General features: G+C 59.6%; 16 protein-coding genes and 8 pseudogenes. 11 read left to right on the plus strand and 13 right to left on the minus strand.

Features of this window, described 5'->3' with window-relative positions:
- Positions 1-322: 322 nt before the first annotated feature.
- Positions 323-1,519 (minus strand): annotated as a pseudogene (locus X733_RS01000000166775) (IS256 family transposase).
- On the opposite strand from X733_RS01000000166775, the gene X733_RS1000000168885 reads away from it, so the two are divergent.
- Together X733_RS1000000168885 and X733_RS01000000166780 are read left to right on the plus strand one after the other, a co-directional pair.
- Positions 1,506-1,925: a hypothetical protein gene (locus X733_RS1000000168885; protein WP_155924289.1), complete on the plus strand. Its 420-nt coding sequence runs from the start codon at positions 1,506-1,508 to the stop codon at positions 1,923-1,925. The pseudogene X733_RS01000000166775 and the gene X733_RS1000000168885 overlap by 14 nt on opposite strands.
- Before the next feature lie 75 nt (positions 1,926-2,000).
- A pseudogene (locus X733_RS01000000166780) lies at positions 2,001-2,870 on the plus strand (transposase); the annotation flags it as partial.
- 63 nt (positions 2,871-2,933) lie between these two features.
- Here the strand turns inward: X733_RS01000000166780 and X733_RS1000000168890 are convergent.
- Together X733_RS1000000168890 and X733_RS138535 are read right to left on the minus strand one after the other, a co-directional pair.
- Positions 2,934-3,377 carry a M81 family metallopeptidase gene (locus tag X733_RS1000000168890; RefSeq protein WP_081740772.1) on the minus strand — a complete coding sequence of 148 codons (444 nt, stop codon included), beginning with the start codon at positions 3,375-3,377 and terminating at the stop codon, positions 2,934-2,936.
- Between the two features lie 145 nt (positions 3,378-3,522).
- Entirely contained in the window at positions 3,523-4,770 is a 1,248-nt protein-coding gene (locus X733_RS138535) for an acetyl-CoA carboxylase biotin carboxylase subunit family protein (protein WP_023820134.1), read from the minus strand.
- Between the two features lie 342 nt (positions 4,771-5,112).
- Between X733_RS138535 and X733_RS01000000166785 the strand changes: the two are divergent.
- Positions 5,113-5,443: pseudogene (locus X733_RS01000000166785) on the plus strand (transposase); the annotation flags it as partial.
- Positions 5,444-5,947: 504 nt separating this feature from the next.
- On the opposite strand, the pseudogene X733_RS1000000171070 reads toward X733_RS01000000166785, so the two are convergent.
- The 3 genes and pseudogenes from X733_RS1000000171070 to X733_RS1000000169920 all read right to left on the minus strand — a co-directional run.
- Positions 5,948-6,462, minus strand: a pseudogene (locus tag X733_RS1000000171070) (transposase); the annotation flags it as partial.
- A gap of 162 nt (positions 6,463-6,624) precedes the next feature.
- On the minus strand, positions 6,625-7,425 hold the full coding sequence (locus X733_RS1000000167375) for a class I SAM-dependent methyltransferase (RefSeq protein WP_155924290.1): 801 nt from the start codon (positions 7,423-7,425) through the stop codon (positions 6,625-6,627).
- Between the two features lie 194 nt (positions 7,426-7,619).
- Positions 7,620-7,703 (minus strand): annotated as a pseudogene (locus tag X733_RS1000000169920) (IS6 family transposase); the annotation flags it as partial.
- A 594-nt stretch (positions 7,704-8,297) separates the two neighbouring features.
- Between X733_RS1000000169920 and X733_RS1000000168905 the strand changes: the two are divergent.
- Positions 8,298-8,808, plus strand: a pseudogene (locus tag X733_RS1000000168905) (winged helix-turn-helix domain-containing protein); the annotation flags it as partial.
- Positions 8,809-8,828: 20 nt separating this feature from the next.
- On the opposite strand, the pseudogene X733_RS1000000171075 reads toward X733_RS1000000168905, so the two are convergent.
- Positions 8,829-9,059, minus strand: a pseudogene (locus X733_RS1000000171075) (3-oxoacyl-ACP synthase); the annotation flags it as partial.
- A gap of 420 nt (positions 9,060-9,479) precedes the next feature.
- On the opposite strand from X733_RS1000000171075, the pseudogene X733_RS01000000166790 reads away from it, so the two are divergent.
- A pseudogene (locus X733_RS01000000166790) lies at positions 9,480-10,501 on the plus strand (IS110 family transposase).
- Between the two features lie 483 nt (positions 10,502-10,984).
- On the opposite strand, the gene X733_RS138520 reads toward X733_RS01000000166790, so the two are convergent.
- Positions 10,985-11,680 (minus strand): OmpW family protein, encoded by a 696-nt coding sequence (locus tag X733_RS138520; RefSeq protein ID WP_023820140.1) that lies wholly within the window; start codon positions 11,678-11,680, stop codon positions 10,985-10,987.
- A 702-nt stretch (positions 11,681-12,382) separates the two neighbouring features.
- On the opposite strand from X733_RS138520, the gene X733_RS1000000169930 reads away from it, so the two are divergent.
- The 5 genes from X733_RS1000000169930 (at position 12,383) to X733_RS138500 (ending at position 18,833) form a co-directional block, all read left to right on the plus strand.
- Entirely contained in the window at positions 12,383-12,565 is a 183-nt protein-coding gene (locus X733_RS1000000169930; RefSeq protein ID WP_155924291.1) for a hypothetical protein, read from the plus strand.
- 852 nt (positions 12,566-13,417) lie between these two features.
- A complete protein-coding gene (locus X733_RS1000000169935) occupies positions 13,418-13,900 on the plus strand; it encodes a hypothetical protein (protein ID WP_155924292.1) in 483 nt (160 codons plus the stop codon).
- A gap of 25 nt (positions 13,901-13,925) precedes the next feature.
- A complete protein-coding gene (locus tag X733_RS138510; RefSeq protein ID WP_023820147.1) occupies positions 13,926-15,230 on the plus strand; it encodes a SidA/IucD/PvdA family monooxygenase in 1,305 nt (434 codons plus the stop codon).
- Positions 15,231-15,726: 496 nt separating this feature from the next.
- Entirely contained in the window at positions 15,727-16,506 is a 780-nt protein-coding gene (locus X733_RS138505; protein WP_023820148.1) for a phytanoyl-CoA dioxygenase family protein, read from the plus strand.
- Between the two features lie 323 nt (positions 16,507-16,829).
- Positions 16,830-18,833, plus strand: coding sequence for a class I tRNA ligase family protein (locus tag X733_RS138500; RefSeq protein WP_023820149.1), 2,004 nt, complete (start codon positions 16,830-16,832; stop codon positions 18,831-18,833).
- A gap of 800 nt (positions 18,834-19,633) precedes the next feature.
- Here X733_RS138500 and X733_RS138495 read toward each other — a convergent pair.
- The 4 genes from X733_RS138495 to X733_RS138490 all read right to left on the minus strand — a co-directional run bounded on the left by X733_RS138495 (position 19,634) and on the right by X733_RS138490 (position 23,174).
- Positions 19,634-21,109 carry an NAD-dependent succinate-semialdehyde dehydrogenase gene (locus tag X733_RS138495; protein ID WP_023820150.1) on the minus strand — a complete coding sequence of 492 codons (1,476 nt, stop codon included), beginning with the start codon at positions 21,107-21,109 and terminating at the stop codon, positions 19,634-19,636.
- A gap of 153 nt (positions 21,110-21,262) precedes the next feature.
- On the minus strand, positions 21,263-21,526 hold the full coding sequence (locus X733_RS1000000171090; protein WP_023712629.1) for an insulinase family protein: 264 nt from the start codon (positions 21,524-21,526) through the stop codon (positions 21,263-21,265).
- A gap of 117 nt (positions 21,527-21,643) precedes the next feature.
- Complete coding sequence (locus X733_RS1000000171095; protein WP_023820151.1) at positions 21,644-22,213, minus strand: hypothetical protein; 570 nt, start codon at positions 22,211-22,213, stop codon at positions 21,644-21,646.
- Between the two features lie 706 nt (positions 22,214-22,919).
- On the minus strand, positions 22,920-23,174 hold the full coding sequence (locus X733_RS138490; protein ID WP_023671853.1) for a hypothetical protein: 255 nt from the start codon (positions 23,172-23,174) through the stop codon (positions 22,920-22,922).
- Between the two features lie 344 nt (positions 23,175-23,518).
- Between X733_RS138490 and X733_RS138485 the strand changes: the two genes are divergently transcribed.
- A complete protein-coding gene (locus X733_RS138485; RefSeq protein WP_023671852.1) occupies positions 23,519-23,731 on the plus strand; it encodes a cold-shock protein in 213 nt (70 codons plus the stop codon).
- Between the two features lie 226 nt (positions 23,732-23,957).
- Here X733_RS138485 and X733_RS138480 read toward each other — a convergent pair whose 3' ends face one another.
- The gene (locus tag X733_RS138480) at positions 23,958-24,431 is read right to left on the minus strand and encodes a MucR family transcriptional regulator (protein WP_023693512.1); all 474 of its coding nucleotides are present in this window, start codon (positions 24,429-24,431) and stop codon (positions 23,958-23,960) included.
- Positions 24,432-24,574: the final 143 nt, after the last annotated feature.

Consider the following 24,574-nt stretch of genomic DNA (forward strand, 5'->3'; position numbering starts at 1 on the left):
TTATATGGGGCCGCGCCTCATTAGGGACCGTCGCGCCGATACCTACAAGGTGCCCAATGGGTCCTTGCCAGTAGTAGTGGACGGCTGACAGATGGTTTAGCGTTAGACGCCCTGTTTGAGCGCTGTGCGGTTGTCGCACGCTTCACAGATCGCAGCCACCATGAGCCGCAAGAGACGCCTGAGCCATGCGAGCAGGGCGCGGAGAGTGTGGCCGATGGGCGAAAGCACGGCTTGTTTCGGTCGCCGTGGCGACCGCTTGAGCATGTATGAGATCGTGTAGTTGACGGCTTGGTCGCCGCAGTTCCGGCATGGGCCGGGATGATCAGCGCGCCACAGCTGGCAGGCTGATGAGCGGATCATCGCTCATTTGGCTGATGGTTTCCAGCGTCATGTATCTCGCCCGCTGCACGGCCCATTCATCGTTCTGCTCGAGCAGGATCGCGTCGACGAGGCGAATGATGGCGTCGTGGTTGGGGAAGATGCCGACGACCTCGGTGCGCCGCTTGATCTCGCCGTTGAGGCGCTCGATCGGGTTGGTCGAGTGCAGCTTGGCGCGGTGCTCCTTGGGGAAAGTCATGTAGGCCAGCACGTCGGGCTCGGCGTCGTCCATGATTGTCGCCAGCTTCGGCACCTTCGGCCGGATCTGGTCGGCGACGGCGCGCCATTGTACGGACGCGGCCTCGGGCGTTTCCTGGGCGAAGGCGGTGGCGATGAAGGCGGAGACGACACGGCGCCCGCTCTTGCTGGCATGGGCCAGTACGTTCCTCATGAAGTGGACGCGGCACCTCTGCCATGTCGCGCACAGCACCTTGGTGACGGCCGCCTTGATGCCTTCATGGGCATCGGAGACGACGAGCTTGACGCCGCGCAGGCCGCGGCGGGTCAGCTTGCGCAAGAACTCCGTCCAGATCGGCTCGGCCTCCGAGGTGCCGATCTCCATGCCCAGTACCTCGCGCCGTCCGTCCGCGTTGACGCCGACAGCGATGATGACGGCGACCGAGACGATCCGCCCGCCGCGGCGGACCTTCAGGTAAGTGGCGTCGATCCACAGGTATGGCCAATCGCCCTCGATGGGTCTTCGAGGAAGGCCTTGACCTTGCCGTCGATCTCTTCGCACAGCCGGCTGACCTGGCTCTTCGAAATGCCGCTCATACCCATGGCCTTGACCAGGTCGTCGACCGAGCGGGTCGAGATGCCCTGGACGTAGGCCTCCCGGATGACGGCGGTGAGAGCCTTATCCCATACGCCGCGGCTCCAGGAAGCCAGGGAAGTAGCCCCCTTTCCTGAGCTTCGGGATGCGCAGCTCGACGGTGCCGGCCCGCGTCTCCCAGTCGCGCTCGCGGTAGCCGTTGCGATGGGCGAGGCGCAGAAGGTTCTTCTCGCCATAGGCAGCGCCGGTGGCGGCCCCAACCTCCAACTCCATCAGCCGCTCGGCGGCAAAGCCGATCATCTCGCGCAAGAGATCGGAATCCGGAGTCTTCTCCACGAGCGCGCGCAGGTTCATCATGTCGTCGGTCATCGATGGTTCCTTCGAATCAGGTTGGTGTCAGCAACCCGACCTTACCGGCGAACTGTCGATGACCACCGCAAAGCCGCTCGCTCGCTACGGCGCTATTGAGGGCGCGCTCGCGAGCGGCTTCGCTACCGCCGAACTACACCACCTGTGGGAGCGCGACCCTGTATCAAGTGCGGACTTCTGTCAGGCCTTTTTACGTGCGGCGGTCCACGCGCCGCGGGCCGGTTTCGTGATGCGCGGATCAGGTCCAAATCTGCTTGACGATATCATGAGACTTCCGTTCAAACGCTGGTACAGCGCGACACGCTGGTTTCCCTCAGCCGGTTTGATCGAACATTTGCCCATACGCCTTTCCTACATCTCCGACGCACCTTCTTGGGGTTGTGAGCTATGGCGGAAACTGGGGTGATGACGGTTTGAGGAGAGCGGCGTATCGAGGCGGGTGATGAAGCCTGCCAGAACCTCTCAAGGAGAGCGATACGCCATGAATGAGACCACCAATGTTTTGCGTCTTCGTCAGCCCGACGAGTTTGATGATCCACTGATGGATGTGCTTCGCACCGGGGCGCGCAAATTGCTGGTGCAGGCGATCGAGATCGAGGCCGAGACGTTTCTTGCCGAGATGCGGGATCTCAAGCTTGCCGATGGCCGTGACCGGATTGTCCGGCACGGTCACGGCCCGGAGCGGAGCATCCAGACGGGCATCGGTCCGGTGCCAGTCAGCCGGGTGCAGATCCGGGATCGCGGCGCGAATGGCGAGGTTGATCGGGTCCGGTTCGCCTCATCGATCCTGCCGAAATGGGCGCGTCGGACGCGAAGCCTGGATGCGCTGCTTCCCGTTCGCTACCTGCGCGGTGTTTCGACGGGCGATTTCAGGAAGCGCTAAGCGCGCTTGTGGGCAAGGACGCGCCGAACCTTTCACCCTCGGTGATCACGCGGCTGACGTGGAACGCCGATTACGAGCGTTGGCAAAAGCGCGATCTTTCGGCGCGCCGCTATGTCTATGTGTGGGCGGACGGGGTCTACCTGCAGGCGCGGGTGGAAGACCAAGCCGAATGCATGCTGGTCCTGATCGGCGCCACGCCCGAGGGCAGGAAGAACTCGTCGGTTTCCAGACCGGCGTTCGCGAGCGCGCAGAGCTGGCGCGAGTTGCTGGTCGAGGTGAAGCGGCGTGGCCTGAAGATCGCGCCCAATATTGCCGTGGGCGATGGCGCGCTCGGCTTCTGGAAGGCGCTCGACGAGGTCTTTCCCGGCAGCAGGCACCAACGCTGCTGGGTGCCACAAGACAGCCAACGTCCTGAACAAGGTGCCGCTCTCGGTGCAGGCCAACATGAAGACGGATTTGCGCGAGATTTATGGCGCGCCGAGGACATCGAAAAACAATCTGACGACCTTCTTGCCATTGTCGTAGTAATCGTCATGGGGATTGTTCTTGCAAGCAATGCAGATGTCGGCTGCCTTTAAACTGCGGCGTGATATTGGCATGAAGGTAGAGACCTACTCCGATAACTGGATTTCCGCCGATGGCGCTGCGAATGTAGGAGAGGAAATCACCTTCCGCATCTTCGAACTCAGTCGTGGACATCGACCCATGCAGGTCCAGGACAATCGCATCGGGCGCGAGCTTCTTCAGTTCCTCGCCCCAGAACTGGCGTTGCTCAATGTAGAAACCATGATCGATGGCGCCGCTCGGGGCGACCATCGAATCTGAAACGGGAAGGATTTCAATATCAGCGCGTTCAATCAAGGTGTCGACAATCCCGCCGAGCGTCGTGCCATTTCCCTTGGCCCTTCGATCATAGCCTCGGCGCGAACGACCGTGAGATCTGCCGCCGCTGTCGCATGCGCATATCCATGCAATTCATGAAACAGGCGTCCGACTGCATCGCGGCTACCTTGCTGGGCAGCGTGCGACGACGTTTTATGCAGCGGTTTCAAGTTTGCGATTTGATCGGCTGGCGGGTGTTGACCCGCAAGAGGCTGCACCGGGGACAAGCGCTGAAGTCTTAAGGGGCCGCAGGCCGCTCCTGATCGCCAGGGGTCGAAAATGGTGTAATCGACCAATCGATTAAGTCGACGGCACGCTGAAGTATCGCCTCAGTCCGGTCATGGGCGGGTGAAGCAGCGATGACATATCCGATCATGTCTCGGCGATCGCCTTTTCTGACGATCAGTGTCTTGGGTTCAACATACAATTTGACCTCGGCTACACCGGGGACAGCAGCCGCCCGACTGTCGCCACCGATCCAATCGAGCGTGCCATCGCGATCAGCAACCAGGAATCGCGCGGCCGCTGTGTGCGAATGCCTTCTGCGCAAATTCCATTCCTCGCCGATGGCAAGCTTGATGTGCTCAGTGACCAGATCAACACCGTAAGCCAGATGAACCAGTTGGGAAGTGGGCGCGCCATGAAGCCGCGGATTGACTTCAATGACGACTGGGCCACGCTTCGTCCACCGGAATTCGATGCCCGTTGGCCCCCAGTCAAGGCCGAGAGCGCGCAAACAGCTCAGCGAAACATCGGCGATACGCTGATGCTCGTCATCGGTCATCGGGGCCGGAACGGTCCATTCCCGATCGACGAAATGCGGTAGGGGGCCGGAGTCACCGATGCCAATTCCAATGATCTGATCTCCCATTATGTCGGTCCAATAAAGGGGGCCCTGTGCGAATTCTTCCACCAGAATTCTCGGCGAAGATTGCCATACGTGCTTCCCGCCCAACAGATAGGTCGTATGTTCAGCCAACTCGTTGACGTTGCCGCACAATCGGACTCCCCTACTGCCGCTGCCCACGGCTGGCTTGATAATCACCGGCAGGCCGATCTCCTCGGCAGCGCTTTCCACCTCCGTCGCATCCGCTGCCAAGCGATAGGCAGGTATCGGAACGCCGTCTTCCTCGAGAAGCTGACGTTGCTTGAATTTGTCGCAGCATTGTTCGATGGATGTAGGGTTCGGTCCCGGTAGATCGAAGTGGCGGCAGAGCTTGCCAACTGTCGCATAGAACGAGTCCCCGACCGACGTAATGCCAGCAATGTCATAGGTTGCATGGAGCCGGGAGCATTCGCGGATCAGCGCATCGAGATCGGCTGTATCGATACGGATTGTCTCAATTCCGTCGACCCCAAGATAGTCGTACTGTTCTGGATCAGCCGACAGGACAATTGTATGAAGGCCAAGTTGCATAGCTGCTTGAACGTATAGCGGACCATTATATCTTGAACCTTCAAGCAGGATGAGCGCTCTTCTTGCCATTGGCCCTTGTCTCCGACGTTGCGTAGTGCGGCGGTCCGAGCGTACATTGGACAAAATCTTTTCAGCCTTGCCTGATCTCAGGCCCTGTGGTGATCGTACCATTGTCAGCGAGTTTTCAGCTGCAAAGATCCTGTAAATTTACTTCAAGGATTTGTTGCAACAGTTTGGTCGGCGACCCTTGTCTCGCTTTTGCGATCCGCTGCAGGTGCCGTCGCTTATTCGTTTCGATTGAGATAATCTTTGAGCTTCGTTGCTAGAGCACGTTTTTAAATCGATGAATCGATTGTGATGTGACGAGGGCGTTGGCAGTGTGGTTCAACATCCACTTTCATGAGGTGGATGATGGGAAGAGCACTGAGCGAAGATCTTAGGTCCCGGGTCTTGAAGGCTTCGGACGCCGGCATCGGCGCGGCAGGCTGCGGCGCGGTTCGGGGTCGGCATATCGAGCGCGATCCGTTGGGTCGCTCGGGCAAAGATCGGTGAACTGGGGCCAAGGCGGCAAGGCACGACGCGCGTCCAGCCTCGATTCGCATGAAGCCTTCATCATCGGGCTGATCGATGGCCGCAAGAACATCACGCTGAACGAGATGGTGGAACGGCTGGCGGTCGAGCGATCAGCTCGAATCAGTCGCAGCGCCTAAGCGCCTGGCTTGGCCGGCATGGCTGGACATTCAAAAATGTATGGCCCGCCCCGTCTGCAAGAGGGTTTTTGAAGTCGGCTTGAGTGGTCTGCTCAGACGCATCCGGTCTCGCGGTTTTTGCCCGCGGTCAAGATGGATATCCGCACGCCCCGGTCCCCTCATAAAACGCACCGCATCGAGTGCCATTTTTTTGATCGGGCTTTCCAAACGCCGGTGAATTGTCAGGCGATCTTCACGATCCTTTCTGCAAACCTCATTGGACTACGTGCGCGATGATACGTAGCCGACCCGATTATGCCGTCGCTAACAGGTAGCCGCGTTCAAAGCGTATCTCCTTGCGTAAAGCGGCCCAGGCGACCTCCCTTCGGACATAAACGCTTCGCCGGCCGTGGCGACATTGTGCAAGAGGTCGGGTGTGGCCTCGAGGTACCAGTAGGTCGCGTAGATGTTGACGTGACCCATGTAGTGCCGCCATGTGTGCCCCGCACTGGCCTCGGCCGGCAGGGCTGCCTTGCAGCGCGCGCACCGCAAACGGCGCTTGCAATATCGGTGATGCCAAGCGTTTGAATGAAGCTGCCGCTCGTGACCGGCCCGTTGTGCGCGACCAGGTCGGGCTCGACAAATCCGGGTGGATGGTCCTGCCAATCGGAGAAGGTTGGGATCGGAATGCTCCGTCTCAACGCGGTCGATGAGGCATTTCGGCGTCGTTTCCCTCTTCCTGCGGCCTCTCGTACGTCGCGGAGGGCACGGTCGATCGTCGCCGCACTCATGGCAAGCAGACATCTCCGGATGAAGCAAGTTCGAGATGGCAGCGCCGCTCCATCGCATCAAGTTTGCCGCAGATCCGGTCCGAAGCCTCGCAGAGCGCGATCAACGCTTGATGGACGCCATCGTCATACAGTCGGCGCTCAGGCCGCGGTCCCGAACGGACCATCGGAGGCCGGTTTCGCAGCAGCCGCATAGCGTGCTTCCGATGAAAGCCGCTCACCGCAACGAATTCATCGAGAATGCGCGCCTTTCGGCACGAGCACTCCGCCACCGCGTTCACCAACTCATCCCGCGTCCATGCTTACTCGCCCTGCTCCTGCCACTCCATTGCCGGCAGCAGATCAGATGAGGTAAACGGGGGTCAAATCGTCACTTCGCTCGACAAAAGGCAGACGGATGCCGCTTCGGCCGCCGAAAGCTCATCGCCGTACATCAAGGTGGTTAGTTAGCCAGCCCTTGCGACCACCAATAACTCCTTCCCATAAGTCGGCGGAGAATACCCATAATCGCTGTACTCTGCCTCAACCGAAAAGGCGCAGCGCGCCAGCAAGTGGCGCAGTTCCCACCGGTGCGTCCAGCGCAGCACCAGATCGCGCCTCTCCTCGCGCAAGATTTCGCCTTTATCGCCAATTTCTGAAAAGCGCCAGACATTGTGCTCTGTTTGAGCAAAGTGATCATAACGGGTATTCAGGAGTTCTCGGACAAACCGCCGCCCGCTGGGCTCGTCAATGGCAGTGCGCGACCGGGGAGGCACCAGCTTTTCCGACAGGAGATCAATGTGGAATTCGACAAGATCGAGCACGAGCCGGCCGCCGGGCCGAATGTGCCGGTGAATGGCCTCCAATGCTCTGATCTGCAGCTCACTTGTCAGAAGGTGCTGAAACGAGTGAAAGGGCACCAAAACGACCTCGAAAAGCTCACCAAGTTCCAAGTCTGTCATGTTTTGCTGCACAAACCGTAGTCGTTGTTGTGCCGCGATCGGAAGCCCGGCTGCCTTGTGCTTCGCAATTGATAGCAGGCCCTCCGATAGATCGACTCCAGTGACATTGAAGCCAAGCTCCGCGAGCGGCAATGCCACTCGCCCGGTCCCGCAGGCCAGTTCGAGCACGTTTCCGCCGGCTTCCCGCGCAACGCCTGCGTAAAAGTCGATGTCCCCGACGGGCGTCTGCGGCATCTTGGGGCTATAGAAGGCGTCGTAGGACTGAACAAAAATTGAATTTTCGCCATCATCGTAAAACCGTTTCAAAATACTCTCCCTGATTTGGCTCTGCAGGATCAGTTGCGAACTGGCTTTTTGCCAGAAAACATTGTGTAAAATGTCGCTATCCGTTGCGGATATGCATCGAGCAAGTCCCTTCCTACTGGGTCTCGGCCACCCCAGTGTAAAGGCCTGGATACATGCGACGCTAGTGACGGTTCCTAGTGACGGTTCGCTTGCGATCGGTTGAACCCTTCCAGCAGTTGAGGCGAGAAGTGAACAACCCAGCAATGAATTCTGGAGAGATCGACCGGCAAACCTCGCTCGGGCTGAGCTTGGAAAAGAGAGGTATTGATTGCGGAAACGCTGTTGTAGTGAGCGCGATCATGGGACGATTCTCCTCGCGTCGTGATACGTGTGCGGACAATCACGCGCATACACCGTGCCAATCGAATTATTCAGTTTAAACAACATGGTGGTGCTATTGACATTGTTCGATGTCAGACACCAAACAATGCGGTTGAACGACCCTGAATCCCACTTTGCTCGCAGGTAGCGCGCCGACCGATAGATGGGATGGTTATCGCCCTCCCAAAACGGCTTCGCCATGTGCGGCCGAACCCTTCCGGTCCCGATCGGGTCATGTCGACCCGTCCGAATGTCAGCTGGCCGTCTTCCCAAACCACCACCACCCCGCAAAGGTGCGGTGGAAGTCCGTTTTAATCACACGCCTCATCGGCTCGCTCCTCAAACAGTCGGGAGCCGGCGGGCGACGCGACACCTACGGGTCCGCGCTCTCGGCGCAACCGGGCAAGTCGCAGGGGCGGCCAGCCACTAATACAAAGGCTCTGAGGGCTGACCCCTCTAGGGGTTCCCGCTCGATTGATCCATGATTCCTTGTCGCGAGGAGGATTCGCGCGATGGGATCAGCGGTGAAGATACGGACGGACTATTCGGCTGCAGCGCTTCGGCGACTGGCGAAGGTGGCGAAGGACGTCAACCAGAGCAGGCGCTTGTTGTCGCTGGCTGCGGTCATGGACGGGATGAGCCGGGAAGATGCTGCACGAATCGGCGGGATGGTCCGCCAGACGCTCCGGGACTGGGTGCATCGCTTCAACGAGGCAGGTCCTGACGGACTGAAGGATGCCTGGTATGGCGGACCCACGCCGCGCCTGTCGCCGGAGGCGATTGACGGCGTGGTGCGCTGGCGGCGCATCCATCTGCAGCGCGTCATCGAGGATCGTTTTCGGCGTCGCCTATCACGAGCGCTACGTGGGCAAGCTGCTGAAGGGACTCGGCTTCTCGCACATGAGCGCGCGGCCGCGCCCCGGCGCAGGATGCCTGGATCGTGGAAGAGTTCCAAAAAACTTCCCGCGCACGCTAAGCGCCCACCTCGCCGATCTGCCGAAGGGCAAGCCCGTCGAGGTGTGGCCGCGGCGCACCTGACGCTGTTTGCCGTGTAGGCGGGTGAAGTCATCCGCAAACATCAGCGCATAGATAAAGCACGCGCAGGCGCCGGTCAGGTTGACGGCGCCTGCGCGACCAAGTCCCAGCCAATGTGCGACCAGCGGTGCACTGGGCGGCAGGAGGTGATCGGGCGTCGAGGTGGCAAGCAACAGCAGCCCGATGTCGCTGCGGTCAATGCCGGGGTTCGCCAGCGCCATGTCACCGGCATGCGCGGCTTGACCGATGCGATGGTCTGTCCGTGCGCCACCTCGCTGCCGTCCGGACACTCCACTGTAACCTGTACAGTCTGATAGATCAGCCTGAAGGCGAGCCTCGCCAGATCAAGCCCGGTACAACTCCGGTCTGGCGCGCTGCCAGTACGCTCGTCGCGCTAGAGGTCTTCGGCACGATCGTATCGGTCGTCAGATCACGCGCCGGCCGAGATCTTCCAGAAGTGCTGCCCGCACCAGAGGCTCTGGCATGATTGCGGTAAGTGGTGGCAGGTTCATCACAGGACGCTTTCCAGCGTTGGGGAGGATGCAAGTGCCCGCGCTGTCGCCCAGGCTTCATCGAGCGTGTTGGGGTGGACGGCCCCCGACGGCATCGCAATGTGCCAGAATGAGGTCGTTGCAGATCTCAAGCAAGGGAGACCGTCCGTGGATAAACTTATTCGCATTGCCATGGATACGTCAAAGAGCGTTTTCCAGTTGCATGGCGTGAACGATGCAGAACAGCCTGTGCTGCGCAAGAAGCTGCGGCGCAATCAGGTGCTTGCCTTCTTTGCCGGACTTCCACCGCTTGCGGCTCGGCCCATTACTGGGCGCGTGAATTGCGCGCGTTGGGGCATGAAGTGGTGTTGCTGCCGCCGCAATACGTGAAGCCCTATGTCAAGCGCTCCAAGTCGGATGCGGCCGATGCGCAGGCAATCTGCGAAGCGATGAGCCGGCCGGAGATGCGTTTCGTTCCCGCCAAGAGTGGCGAGCAGCAAGGATCCCAGATGCTGGCCAAGCTGCGCGCGCAGTTCATCGGCCGGCGCACACAGCTCGCCAATTCGATCCGTGGCTTTGCGGCCGAGTTTGGCCTTGTTGCGCCCAAGGGGCTTTCCCGGCTCGGCGACCTGCTGGCCGACATTCGTGCCGACGCGACGATTCCGGACACAGCCAGGGACATGTTCGAGACACTGGGACGCGACTATGCGCATATCGGCACTGAGGTTGCCTCTCTCGATGAGAAGCTGCTTGAATTTCACAGGCGCAGCGAAGTGAGCCGGCGGCTGGCTGCCATACCGGCGATCGGTCCTGTCGGGGCAACGTTGCTGGCCATCAAGGTGCCGGATGCAAACGGCTTCAAGTCGGGTCGCGACTTTGCCGCCTGGCTCGGGCTGACGCCGAAGAACCATTCAACAGCGGGCAAGAACAGGCTTGGCGTGATTACCCGCGCTGGCGATGAGATGCTGCGAAGCGTACTGGTGGTGGGCGCCACTGCTCTCATCCAACATATGCGGCGCGGCAGTAAAAGGGTCTGGCCATGGCTAGCGGCCCTGATAGCGCGCAAAGCCCCCAAGCTTGCGGCGGTGGCGCTGGCCAACAAGCTGGCCCGTATCGCCTGGAAGCTAATGGTCAGCGGTGAGCAATACCGCCCCATCGCTGCCACCCATCCGGCGCCTGTGCAGCCGTAGAGCATTCAGAATTCGGCGCCGAGCCCACACTCGACGCTGAAGGCCGGAACTTGCAAGCAGAGGAGAAGATGGTGTGACCGGTCGAACCGGGACCATCGAGGCATTCCGAGGTGCTCACCGGCAGCCAATGTCGTGTACGTGTTTGGAACTCGCTATCCGCGTAGCCCATCTTGGCCAGCGCTCTCAAATCCGCGCGCAAAAGGCCGGACATATGAGCGCAAGCGATCCGATCAACTATCTCCCCAAATCCTTGCAAGCAGGGGGCCGTCCACATATGAGCACCCGTCGACCGACAAGTTGCCGAAGACTGATCGGCAAACTGGGTGCAGGCCGCCCGGGGCATTCACAGGCGTCCTAGTACCCGCGGGCCGCCAGCCGCCGGGGAAACGGACTTTTTGGTACCTAAGGGCATGGCTGACGGCAGAGGGCGCACAAGGCGCCCTTCATTTCAGCTCGATGTCAGCAATCCGCTTCGCCTTCCCCTCAGAAGCGGTAGGTGACACCTGCACCTATCAACCAGGGATCGAGAGCGGCCTTCCCCGTCAGCTTCGCGCCGTCCACCGTGACGTCGAATTCTGGTTTTAGGAAAAGCTTCTTCACGTCGAAGTTGACGCCCCAGTGCTGATCCATCATGTAGTCGAAGCCGACCTGCAGCGCGGTGCCGAACGTATTCTTAATCTTGAGAGCATCGGCGCTGCCGGCATCCTGGTTATAGAAGATCGTGTAGTTCACGCCGGCGCCGACATAGGGCTTGAACGCGCCGAAATCCGTAAAATGATACTGCAACGTGAGCGTGGGTGGCAGCAGCCAAACCTTGCCGATATTGCCCAGCCCGCCGATCGCTCCTTGGCCCTCGATGTTGGCATAGGTGGTGCCGAGTATGAGTTCGGCGGCGATGTTGTCGGTGAAGAAATACGAGATATCGAGTTCCGGAACCACCGTGTCTGAATAGGAAAGACCGGAGCCGGGCACCGTATTAACGTAGCCCGAATCCTCAGTGATGACCCCCAACGCGCGCAGGCGGATCTGCCAAGGGCTAGGCCATTCCGTGAACGCGGCTCCCGCCTGCGGGACGCTCGCGGCTTGCGCAAGGTCGGCCGCGACTGCCTGCTGTCCCGCCAGCATCAGGACGATGGCCGCTGTTACGCCACGTGCCACGCCCATTCGCTTTGTCTCCATGATGTTCTCTCCTTGTCGTCAGAAATGATACACTGCATTATGACTAATACTGATAGAGTTACTTAAAGTTGACGGAGGCTCTAACTCTATATTGCGGGAATGTGTGCACACATAATTTTGTTGTGCTCACATCATCGAAGTTGTTCTTGTTCGAGGCCGACCAATTATCGAAGGCCATCGGCGTGCCACACGATCGCACTGCGAAGGAAATTGTTGCCGATGGCAATGAATGCGGCCGCTCGCGATGGTCCTTGCCGCAGCTATGTCCGCCCGCGCTGGGCTCATAGAAGTAGGCGGGATAGCCAAGAGCCTGCAGCTTTGCGGCCATCTTACGCGCGTGGCCCGGGTGGACGCGGTCGTCCCACTTCGTAGTGGCGAGCAGGATCGACGGATAGGCGGAAGGATGATCCCGGCGCCACAGTGCGCGCGGATTCCGGCATCTTGCCAGAAATTGTAGAGGTACTGGCCGCGGCGCGTGATCACGGGAACCTTGTCAGGACGGTCGAAGATCGTTGTCAGGGCGTCGTGGTCGTGATCGAACTGTGTTCCACCGAAGTGCCCCAGGGTCCTGGCCGACTGGCTGGGGGCCCAGGCAAGTGTCCGTTCAGCTTCTACATCTTCGAGCCAAAGATAGGGATCATCGTCCGGGGCATTCAGCGTTGGGCGGAAATCGAATACGGTCATGTCCGGATAACGTGAAGAATGATGCCGACTGGAAAACAGCCGCAACGTCCTGTCGGCTCGGAAAGGCCCAGTTTTCGCGGCTGCGACCGCATGTTCGGCGAGCTTGATCATGGCATGATTTCTCCTCAGTCCTTGCCGCAGCGCGTTGCGGATAGCCTTGCACGTGTCGTGCCAAACGAGAAAACCATTTCACAACAATGACATGGCTCTGATTGCGGCGTGTCTCATGTCCGACTTTGTCGAAGACCCGACAACGAGTGCAGCCGTGACCGCCTCATAGAACCTCCTGTGCGAGCTCGGTGGGCACTGCGGAATAAGCAGTGAAGCTCACCGCGAAACTGGCCGAGCTTCGGATCGACATCGGCGACGCGGCGATCGACGATCACTACGTCGCCGGTGTCGGGCGCGGCACAGCCTGACGAGCTCCGCGGCGGCGATTATCAAACACTGCGTTTACGATGGCTCCATCCTGGCCCACCGGTGGGCGCGTAGAAGACCGCTTTGCGGCCTCATCCCTCCGCCTGGATTGAGTCGCAGCGACCGAATGGCGCACGTGCTTTTGGAACCGGCAGAGTGGTCATGACGCATTGGTCTTCCGGCTATCTTTCCAGAGATTCGACAATCCAGTTGGTGAAGGCCCATATCGCGCAATCCTTGATGCGCTTAGGTCTGGCCATGCGCCCATCCGCAACCATCTCATCAAGAGCATCCAACACCAACACAGAGAATTGCTTCCCCATGAGAGAGGCCTCGCGGCGGACATGAGATTGCGTCACTCTTCATGATCACGGCCTCCGAGGATGTCGGGATCGAGCCAGTGCAACGGCACGATAGGGTGAAGGATCTGGCAGCTCTTGCCACTGCGGACCTCGATGGACAAGGCATATCGCGATCTGTCCGGCAGAGACACAAGGTTCTGCACTGTCCGTTCATGAAGACGTCGTGCTAGTCTCCATAAGAGAAGTATTCTGGTGCAGAAAGTGCCCGATTAGCTATTCGGAAAAAGGCGACATCGACGTGCAAATCGGGCGCCGCCGTGTGGCGTCCCCCTCAATGTCGGATTTCGGACAGGATCGTAAATCCGCCAACCCATTGTTTGATAAAGTTTACCTTCTCTGGCACGGCCCATGCATGGGACTCTGCGAACGCACCAGCGAGACGTCGTCCATGATCATGCGCACCGAAAATGCCGTCGCCGTAGTGAACACCGCGCTTTCGCCTGCCATCAAGCCGCCGAAAGGCCGGCGCGTCATGGTCGGGCCGGCGATTGGGCCGGCTTCAAACACCTTAATGGGCCTGCAAAGCGTCTCGCGTGACGGCGACGCGGGCATCCAGACGAACGGAAAGACATACGTCGTTGCCCCACGTCGCCGGCCTAACCCCTCGATTTCACCGCGCTGGAATGCTCCGGTCTACATTCGACGACGCGAACGCGCTGGGCAAATTCTCGCAAACCCGGTCGGGACCGGTGCTCCGAACGTCCGCGAGGGGGGGCCAGCGGCTGCGGCCGATATTCGCCGCGAACAAACCGCCTAGTGAGAAGACTCTATAGGAGGAAGCAGTGGAGTTATCTTGCGTTGGGATCGGTGCTGGCCCGTCCAATTTGAGCCTCGCGTGTCAGTTACACGAGCAAGTTGGGAAAGGGGCCGTGTTCCTGGACCGGCAGGTCGACTTCCGCTGGCACCCAGGCAGTGCATTCGATTCCTCGGAGCTCCAGGTCAGCCACTTCAAGGACCTGGTCACTCTAGTGAATCCGCGATCAGCCTACACTTTCGTAAACTTCCTGCACGAGAACGGGCGTCTGTATCACTTCCTGAACGCACAGTTCGAAGCCGTGCTCAGAGTGGAGTTCGAACAATACCTGAAATGGGTCTTCCACAGGAACCCACTTGTGCGCGGCGGCGAGACAGTGCGCGAAATCCGCTTTGACGGCGAGTTTCGGGTGCGGACGGATAAGGCGGTTCTCGGCGCCAGAGACGTCGTGGTCGGCATTGGCAAGCAGGCGCAAATTCCGCCTCAGTTCCAGGGCTGGACTGGACGCAACCTGTTCCACTCATCTGTTTTACTGCACATCCACCCTGAGGTGCGGAGAAAGCATGTCTGCGTGGTCGGCGGAGGACAATCGGGAGCCGAGGTGATGTTGCATCTTATCGGCCTGCCGAAAGAACGGCGGCCTGCCTCGATCACTTGGGTCTCGCAGCGCGAAAACTATCTGCCTCTGGACAACAGCCCGTTCACAAACGAGTTGTTCATGCCCTGCTTTTCGGATCGTTTCGCGGCCATGAGCGAGTCGCAGCGTAAGCTGCTCCTGCGGCGTTTCGTGCTTGCCTCGGACGGCATTTCAGAAAGCACGTTGCGGGCGATCTATCAGGCGCTCTACCGCCACGCATTTTTCGAGCCAAACCGATCCGACATCACACTGCGGCCGGGCTGCACCGTCTCGCACTGCATCAACGCCGGCGCGGGTCACAGGCTGACCCTGCAGCACGGCATGGTCGAGGTCGAAGAAGTCGCGGCTGACATCGTCGTGCTGGCCACCGGTTACGAGAACGCGATCCCAGACTTCTTCGAACCTATCGCGCACCGGCTGGAGCATATCGACAATGAATTAGCTATTCGCGAGGATTTTTCGGTGAGCTGGGACGGACCGCGTGACAGACGCATCTTCGTACAAAATGCGAGCCTCGGGCAGCGCGGCCTGGCCGATCCGAACCTAAGCCTGCTGGCCTGGCGCGCGCGCCGCATCCTCGATAGCCTTATTGGGCGCGCGCCATGCGCGAACCCCGAGCATCCTGGCTTCATCAGCCATACCTCGATCGAGAGCTGGCCCGCCCCCGCAGCCGAAGAAATGGGCAGCGGGATATGACTCGTAGACTTTTGATCATCGGCGGTGGCATCCTAGGAATGATGTCCGCCTCCGCTGCGGCGAAGGCCGGAGGCTTCTCCGAAATTGTGACCGAACAAGTTCTTGGACCAAGCGGCGCATCGCATTATTCTGGGGGCGTGCATTTCCCCTACGGTTGTCAAGACCGTACCAGGTCGCTCACTCGAAAGAGCGCCGTGGTGTTGGCGGCCATGGCTGGGTCGGCGGTCGGATGGTGCCGGCCTCTAGCGACGCGTGTCGCGGCTGGACCGGGTGAACCGAATGATCCGGCCCAGTTTACCGAAGCCCTGGACCCGGCTGAGCCTGACATAGGCAGTCTCGCGCCGAGCTTCTGCGGACAAAATCCGTCGGAGCGGAACGCACTTAGCATCGCCGTCCCACATGCGCGGGACCGTCTCCGTGGACCCGCAACTTGCCAGCGCCCGACTGCCCGAATTGGGGTCCGACCAACCAGTCTTTCCAACTGGAGGCTTTTCGCATGTTGACTGATACACAAAGAGACAAGTGGCAGAAAGACGGATACGTCAGGCTCGAAAGTTTCTTTGCGCCTGCGGCTCAGGAAGATATCTCTAATTTTGTCGAAGATGTGTCACGCTGGGATGTCAGCGATGATAAATGGCTCATGTGGTTCGAGAAGACGACGGACAATCGAAAGACCATATCCAAGATCGAGAATTTTCTCGACTTCCACGATCCATTGCGTCGTTTGCTATTAGAAGATCAGCGCATAAAGTCAGCGGTCGAAGATTTGCTTGGCGAAAATGCGCGCAGGCTCAAGGAGTTGCTTATTTTCCACTACCCCGACAGCGGCGGCTATCTCCCGCATCAGGACATTTATCACATTCCACACAAACTCCCCGACCGGATGGTCCATGCGGTGGTTGCCATAGGCATCGACGATTCCGACCCGGAAAACGGCGGGCTTTTCTTCAGCCCCGGCAACCACAAAAAGGGGGTCTTTCCCATGGATGCCGGTGGGGTGATCTATCCTCAAGTCGCCGAAACGTTCTCGTGGGAACCCGTAGTATGGAAGGCTGGCGACATCTTCATCTTCGACGATTACGCACCGCACTACTCACGACCGAACAAAAGCAATCGTTCTCGGCGGACACTCTACTTGGTGTTCCAGCGTGCCTCAACCGGTGGGCCGACCCGCGCTGAATATAACGTGCTCAAGCGCGCCCTTAACCCGCCCGAGGGCAAAGTGGCCGATCTCGACAATCTCAAGCCCCCAAATGGCATCTTCTATCGCGATTGAGCTCACGCAGCCAGGCGGAGGCAAGCACACGAAACTGATCGACCGCTCAAAGATGCGCGGACGGTATGGCGGTCTGATTTCCGGGCTCGCGGAGCATCGGACGCCTTGGCACGTGGATTGTGGACCTGGTTGCAGGCGGTCTTCTGTGTGCCTTCAGCCCGACTAGCGCCCCCCTTGGTCGCCCGCCTGCCGGCCCAGAGCTGCACTATCCTGGCCGGGCCGCCAACGGGTCGGGCTGCCGTTTCTCTCCATGAAGTGCACTTGAGGCTGTTCGTTGGCAGCCAAAGGTCCGTCCCACTCTTCAAAAGCTTAGGTTCGTTGTCATGCGCAAATACACATTTTCTCGAACGGAGCTGTCGCGAGCATTCGGTATCGACACGGCCACGCTTGGAACGGGCAGCGCTCGCACGGGGTTTTCGTTCGGAAAGGTTGGACCCGGGGTCACATCCGAGCCCCATCGGCACGACGAAATCGAGGCCTTCGTGGTCCTGTCTGGTGCGGGCAAGGTCACCACCGACCTTGGGGAAATCTCGGTCGGGGCCGGCGACGTCGTTCTGTTCCATCCTTTTGAAGCGCATGTGCTGCGCAATGACGGGAACAAAGACCTGGATTTCGTCGATGTCTACTGGCGGGACGGCGAGGCCGCCCTTGGTGCCGCTGCAAAGACCACGGCTCCACGCGGGCCGACCTTCGTCTTCTCCGCGCCGCCAACGCCAAATGGCGATCTGCATCTGGGGCATCTTTCTGGCCCCTATTTCGGCGCTGACGTCTATACCCGTTTCCTGCGCATGAAAGGAGTCGAGGCGTATCACCTGACCGGAAGCGACGATTACCAGAGCTACGTCGCGACACGCGCCGCTACCGATCAATGGACGCCTGCAAACGTGGCGCGCTACTATTCCGACGAGATTCGCGCCACGCTCGCACTTCTCGATTGTGACGTCCACAGCTTCCAAGCCACAATGGGCGATGACGGTTACCGCGAATTTCAAGCCGCGTGTTTCCAAACTCTTCTGAGCAGCACGGCGGTAGATCTGCGCCAGAGCCCTGCGCTTTTCGATGCTGTGACAGGCCACTATCTTTATGAGCCGGATGTCAGAGGCCTCTGCCCCGATTGCGGCGGCTCCGCCGCCGGCAACATCTGCGAGGAATGCGGCGCCCCAAACCTTTGCCACGACCTGGGTGCAGCGCGGTCACGGCAGTCTGCCGAAGCGCCGCTGGTCGGCTCCCTCCGCCGTCCGGAACTTGCTCTGGACCGCTGCTACGACAATATCGACCGGCATCTAAGGGCATCAGGCGTCCCGCTACGCATCTTGGATGTCTTCGCGCGCCTACGCCAACGCGGCGAATTTTCAGTGCCCATTACCCACCCCTCGGACTGGGGCCTGCCGGCCGAAGGGTTCCCGGGTCAAGTGATCTGGGTCTGGCCGGAGATGGCCTTCGGTTTTCTTTACAACATCCAGGCGCTCGGCCGCTCGCTGGGTCGTGACTGGAAGGCGGAGGTGCCCGGCAGCGATTGGCAGATTGTCCATTTCTTCGGCTTCGACAATTCCTTCTACCACGCGCTACTCTACCCCGCTCTTTACGCCGAGGTCTTCTCCCACTGGACGCCGCGCATCCACTATCACGTCAACGAGTTCTACTTGCTCGACGGCAAGAAGTTCTCAACCAGCTGCCGCCATGCGGTCTGGGGTAAGGAGGTTCTGAGCCCAAAGACAGTCGACGTCGTGCGCCTCCATTTGGGCCTGACACGCCCGGAAGGGGAGCGGAAGGATTTCACGCTGGACGGGCTGCGCCGCACGGAGAAGGAGGTCTTCCAAGGGATTTGGCTGAACTGGCTTGATGCGTTGGACCAGGAAATCAAGCAGGATTTTGCCGGCCGTGTACCCGATGCAGGCGACTGGAGCCCAGCCGACCGCGCCTTCTTTGCTCGGATAGAGATCTATCGCGCGGCGATGGAGCGGGCATATTCGGACGAAGGCTTCTCGGTCCGGCGCGCGGCCGCTCAGGTCTGCGATTTCGTGCGCGATTGCGTGATCTACCGTCGGGCGCGAGACTATGCGGCTGCGCGATGTTTGTATCCCGCCCGCAATCGAACTTCGCTAGCCCTTCAGACGACGGCCGCTGCGATCATGGCACCGACAGTCGCTCCGTTAATGCCCCGGTTCGCCAGAACGCTGGCGCGAGGCATCGATGGCGTCTCAACCGAAACATGGCCCCGGTCCGTCCAGCGCCTTGCACCCGGGACGCGCTTTGATCTCAGACCCGTGTTGGTGTTCTACGCCAAGTCCGGCAATCCTCATCTCGATGAGGAGGAAGCACTATGAGCCCGAAGGTGCACCAGTGAGCTGTCCCAATCTCGACCAGATTTGCGCGGCAACCAAAGCCGACCATGCCAAATATGCTGTCACTGGGGCGACCCAAGCCGCTATCAAACGGTAGAGACCAGATTAGCGGCCCTGAACCAGCGCGTCGTCGACAACCCTGGCCCGCGCCTTCGAGGACCGCTCGGCCGATCGCTTCCCAGCCCTTGCTGTTCGTGCCGCAATGCCGTGTGGGCTCGACTGCGCTGACAACCTCTGCGGCATCGGCATTCCGTCCTCCAGCCGGTCAAGGCTGTCATGCGATTCGACCCGCTTGGTCAACCTGGCGCCCTGGAACGTGCGCCGATCACCAATGTGAATGCGAATGCCTGCGTGATGCTATCTTCTATTCTGTCCGAGACCGTACCAACGCGGCATTCAGCCGAAGAACAACTGAGCTACTGACAATCGGAATGTAGCAGGTTCAAATTCGGGTCCGAAACAGGATATTGCTCACAACCAGCGTTCAGCATCCGGCATGGTGCACAAGCTTCCAATCAGACCCGCGCAACGCACAGCCCTTTGCCTGAAGTATTCGGCGAGGGCTGCCAAATCGCAAGCGTATCCTCCTTAACATTCACGAGGTCTTCGCCGAAAATGCAGACGCTTGTCGCGGGAGAGATAGATGCCTAAATTATTAGGGTGCTCCTCAGGATTGCGTGTTTGCTCCGGTATGACGGCCCTAATCGAGGAGCGATTCTACAATTTACATGTTTGGGGATCGCTCGCTAGGTACTCGGCCTGTGACCCTGCAAGCCGATGCTTCAGATGCCGCCCATGCAGAGATATTTCATTTCGAGGTAGTCCTCGAGGCCATGGCGGGAACCCTCCCGCCCGATTCCGGACTGTTTTATCCCACCGAACGGCGCCGCTTCCGAAGACATCCGGCCGGTATTTACCCCCACCATTCCATATTCCAAGGCCTCGGCGACACGCCAGACACGCTTCAGGTTGGACGCATAAAAATAGGCCGCGAGGCCGTAGATCGTTTCATTGGCATCACGCACGACCTGATCGGCATCTTTGAAGTGAATAATCGGTGCGAGCGGCCCGAATGTCTCTTCGCGCGCGACGGTCATCTCGCTGGTGACACCGGTCAGGACCGTTGGTTGGAAAAACGTGCCATTCGTGCCGATGCGTTTACCCCCGCATCGAATCGCGCCGCCTTTAGCTACGGCATCGGCAATATGGGATTCAATCTTGGCCAAAGCCTTCTTGTCGATGAGGGGTCCTATGTCCACTCCGAGCGCGAAACCGTCACCAACTTGAAGTTGGCGAGCCTGTTCAACGAATTTCTCGACGAACTCGTCATGAACGCCCGACTGGAGGTAAAGTCGGTTCGCTGAGACGCAGGTCTGGCCGGCATTGCGGTACTTCGCTTGGATGGCACCATCCACCGCGGCATCGATATCGGCGTCATCGAAGACGATGAAAGGTGCATTGCCGCCGAGCTCTAGGCTGACTTTTTTGATCTGGTCCGAGCACTGGCGCATGAGTAAGCGCCCGATCTCAGTAGACCCGGTGAAGCTGATCTTGCGGACCTTGGGATTTGTGCAAAGTTCGCGGCCGACCGCGTCACCTTCGGATGCGTAGATCAGGTTGACGACGCCTTCGGGAAAGCCTGCCTGATGGGCGAGGGCGAACATTGCTCCAGCCACCAGCGGCGTCTGTTCAGCGGGCTTGAGGACGATCGTGCAGCCCGCCGCCAAGGCTGGCGAGATTTTGCGCGCCACCATCGACACCGGGAAATTCCATGGTGTTATCGTGCCCACGACCCCGATGGGCTGCTTGATCACCAGCATTCGGCGGTCGGCCGATGGTGCGGAGATCGTCTCGCCATAGACGCGATTTGCCTCCTCGGCGTACCATTGCAGATACGCCGCAGCATGCGATATCTCCGACTTGGCTTCCGCAAGCGGCTTGCCCATCTCCGCGGTGAGAATTGCAGCGAGATCGTCGGCGTGGTCGATGATCAACTGATGCCATCGCCATAGAACGTCGCTGCGCTCACGTGCGGTAAACCCTGCCCATCCAGGCTGCGCGACATAGGCCTTGTCGATCGCAGCGCATGTCTCCTCGACACCCATATCGGGTAGTTCTGCCAGCACTTCGCCGGTCGACGGGTTGAGAACCTCAAATGTCCGCTCGCCCATCCGCGTGCCAAGTGCCGGCAGGCGATCGATGGGTCCAAACAGGTCAGGGGATCGCAGGTGACGGATCATCGGCAGGCACAGGGGCAATATCCGATTCCTCCTCAACGCGGCAGGTGTCCATAGCAGGTGCGGTGTGTATTCCGGACGTAAAGGTTCCTTATAGGGCCTCGGCCATACAGCTAGCAGACCACGGTACCCAAGTGGGAGGGAGAATACGCTACAAGACGCCTAGCGGTTCTACTAGTCGGGCTCGACCGGTCGGTTGCGCGGTGGCAGGTCCGGCCCGCGCGCAACCTTGCCATAGGTCTTCGCGGCCAGCGCCTTCACCGTCTCAGGCTCTGCGTCGCCGGCCACCACCAGCACGGCGTTGTTCGGTCGGCGGTATTCGTTGCACATCGTGAACCGATCGGTGCCGTTCAGCTTCTCCATCTCCTGCGTCCAGCCGTTCACCGGAATGCGGTAGGGCTGATTCGGCCGCAACGTCGCGTTGACCTCCTCGTCCACCAGACCTGAGGGTCCGTCTCTCTGCGCCAACGGCGCTCCTCCAGGATCACGTTTCGTCGGTCTCGATATCATCGTCGTTGAGAATGAGGTTGAACATGCGATCGGCCTCGAAGCCCATCATCTCGCCCAAAGCGATTTATAGGCAATGAGGGCGGTATTGTAGCCGCTGACTGAGACGGCTCCGTCGAACTCGCTGTCGGGGCGGTTGGGCGTCGCCCTGAAGATCAGACGCTCGAGGGAAGGGGCAAGTTCCGTTTTGCCCGGTGGCTCGTCGGCGCTGCGGACCTTGTGCCAGATCATGTGAGTGACGATTTGCGCGGGGTCATGTCGACCGTTCCATGCCATCATCGAGCAGGAAATCTTGCCGCCGTCGGTGGCGGCCAGAGCCGGAGCGGTCGTCGCCAGGCCAGGGCGGTGGCAGTGAACGGCTTGCGCAGCCAGGGGGTGATCGATGGCTCCGGTTGGAAAGGCAAGTTTCGAGGCAGTGATTTGTTCCTCATTTTCATGAACGGGCTGCGTCTTCGATCCCGTGGGAGGATCGCGGGCAGGCCGAGCCAGATGAATCATGCGGCCAGGGCTCACTCGGGCCTCATCTTGGGATGAGCCCAGGAGACCGGCGGCGGTGTTCTTGGGGGGATGGTCATTGGAGGGATTTTCCTTGATCCGCGACGCCTTGCGGACGACCACGCATGCACCGTGCCAGATCAGAAAACATTCGAGGCATGTGGACAAGTCAGTCTGACATGTTGTGCATCCGACATTGTGGGCCATCGAACAGGGCTGAAGGCGACGCGAGCACGGCTGAGAATATCTTCTTCATTGGAAGACGATTGGGCGCGCTGCTGGGAAGGGGGACGGGATGCGCTTCGAAGGCCGCTGCACCGACGGTCAGAATTGAAATGTTGTCGCTCCAGCGGACCGATGTCCTCGACAGTCAGACCGGGCGGTGCTGAAGGGTAGAGGCGTGAGCAGCGTAGCTAAGTGGGCGCGGACCCAGCTCGCGCGCGAAGACGGACCTGAAAAAAACGGCGGGTGGCGACATTCGCGAGGCGCTGGAAAACGAGGTCGTAGGACTGGGCGGGAAAAACGATGCCGTTGCTGTCTTCTGGCGTCATGGCCTGCCGCGAGGCGGTTGAACAGTGATGAGTTGCTGCGGAAAGGGGAGTGTTTTCGCGGGACCTTGGTCAACGTAAGAAACAAACGTCGAGCTCGCCTTGGATGGGGGCATGCAGCACATTTGCCGCTGCAGGACAGCAGCACGGAAGCTGTCCGCGCTTGCCGTCGTCCATGGGAACCAAACAGCAGAATTTAGCGGTCGCGATTGATTTCATGTGCATAAAATACCGCCTGGTGCGCTCGGCTGCAAATGCACCCTGGCGAGTGGTCGCTTAGGTCAAGAGCATCGCGTGAGTAACAGCCTTACCTTGCTCAACCTGATGCGCGCTAACCGCCTCGCCGGATTGTGGAACTGCTCGCGGGTGGCTTCTACCACAAACAGCAAGGTCATGAAATCAAGCAGGAAGTCGTCAATCGCTTGGGCGATTGTTTCTGACTTGCCCTTGAACTGGTCCAGCAAAACGCGCGCGCTATCGATCGCTTCCACGCTGGTCGCATCGATCAACCCCTCGACCCTCTTGAAACAATCCAACTCGAAACTCCTTAAGGCGCTCCCAAGGTGTTATGCACGAAGGCAGCTCCGTGAACTACCCGGCCTTTTGACCTGGCGGCACGAGCAGCGGTCGGCCTTACGTCCCGCGCCTCCAAACACGAGCCATCGACGTGGCGCTGAGGAGCGTTGGAGGAAATTGGGCGCTTCCGGCCACGCTCGAGCGGTAGTATAGGACAGTGCTTGCTGGCGGCTACGCCCACAATGGAGTGCGCCAGCTGATCGGGGCTTAACAATTTTTCGCTTTTTGCTGCGCCCAACTCTCGGCTATGACTCGGACAGGCCTAATGGCCGCCCACGTGCATTGTAGAAGAAGGAACAAGTATATGACGACTGGAACGGTAAAGTGGTTCAACAGCACCAAGGGGTTTGGATTTATCCAGCCCGACAATGGCGGTCCGGATGTTTTCGTCCACATTTCCGCTGTCGAACGCGCGGGCCTCTCGACCCTCGCTGACGGCCAGAAGATCAACTATGAGATCGAGCAGGACCGCCGCACTGGCAAGTCCTCAGCTGGCAGCCTGAGCAAAGCTGGTTGAAATTTTCTCCTGCGAAGTCGCAAGAGTGGGCGTGTAGGCCCGGAAGTGCTCACTGCCGCTCGATAGGGACGAGCAAAAAGTGAGGGCAGCAGATTGCTGCATGGGTCGCGAATTCCTCATGAAACAAGTTGTTGGAAAGGAAGGCGGGGTTGGCCCCGCCTTTTTTATGCGACGGCCAGATTAAGCCGACGGCTGAACGCTGCAGAAGGAATTTCAATTGCCGCAATCAAGCCGCGACCTTCTTGCGAGTTCGCTTCGTCGGCACCGGCGCTTCCGGCTCTCTCGGCGCTTTCGGTTTGCGGCCGAGCCCCATCGTTTTCGCCAGTGACGAACGCTTCGCGGCGTAGTTCGGCGCCACCATGGGATAATCCACCGGCAGGCCCCATTTGGCCCGATATTCACCCGGCGTCAGCCCATAGTGGGTCGACAGATGGCGCTTTAAAGATTTGAATTTCTTCCCGTCTTCAAGGGAGATGATGTAGTCCGGTGTCACCGACTTCCTGATCGGGACTGCAGGCGTAAGGGCAACCGGCTCTTGTGCAGAGATACCTCCGGCCGTCGCTCTCAGAGCCGCATGCACTTGGCCGATGAGGGCAGGGAGATCCCCCACCGGGATCGGATTGTTGGACACGTAGGCCGACACGACATCGGCGGCAAGCTCAATGAGGGTGTCGACGTTTTTTCCGGCTTCTTCTGTCATGAAACTCTCCAGGCGGTGAAACATAGTCAGCGAAGCGTCGCTTCATAGGGCCGGTTGCCGCTGAAAGCAACAATGTCTCTGACTGCGTTATTGCCAATGCTCGTCCAGAAGCGACATCGATGCGCCAAATTTCGCGGCGTGAC

The sequence above is a fragment of the Mesorhizobium sp. L2C066B000 genome (assembly GCF_000502335.1).
In the GTDB taxonomy this organism is placed as follows: Bacteria; Pseudomonadota; Alphaproteobacteria; order Rhizobiales; family Rhizobiaceae; genus Mesorhizobium.

Excerpts from the sequence above, each read along its gene's own strand:
- X733_RS1000000168885 (WP_155924289.1), top strand. The coding sequence starts at position 1,506 with ATGTCGTCGGTCATCGATGGTTCCTTCGAATCAGGTTGGTGTCAGCAA.
- X733_RS138520 (WP_023820140.1), bottom strand. The coding sequence starts at position 11,680 with ATGGAGACAAAGCGAATGGGCGTGGCACGTGGCGTAACAGCGGCCATC.
- X733_RS138500 (WP_023820149.1), top strand. The coding sequence starts at position 16,830 with ATGCGCAAATACACATTTTCTCGAACGGAGCTGTCGCGAGCATTCGGT.
- X733_RS138485 (WP_023671852.1), top strand. The coding sequence starts at position 23,519 with ATGACGACTGGAACGGTAAAGTGGTTCAACAGCACCAAGGGGTTTGGA.
- X733_RS138535 (WP_023820134.1), bottom strand. The coding sequence starts at position 4,770 with ATGGCAAGAAGAGCGCTCATCCTGCTTGAAGGTTCAAGATATAATGGT.
- X733_RS138480 (WP_023693512.1), bottom strand. The coding sequence starts at position 24,431 with ATGACAGAAGAAGCCGGAAAAAACGTCGACACCCTCATTGAGCTTGCC.
- X733_RS1000000169930 (WP_155924291.1), top strand. The coding sequence starts at position 12,383 with ATGATGCCGACTGGAAAACAGCCGCAACGTCCTGTCGGCTCGGAAAGG.
- X733_RS1000000169935 (WP_155924292.1), top strand. The coding sequence starts at position 13,418 with ATGTCGGATTTCGGACAGGATCGTAAATCCGCCAACCCATTGTTTGAT.
- X733_RS138505 (WP_023820148.1), top strand. The coding sequence starts at position 15,727 with ATGTTGACTGATACACAAAGAGACAAGTGGCAGAAAGACGGATACGTC.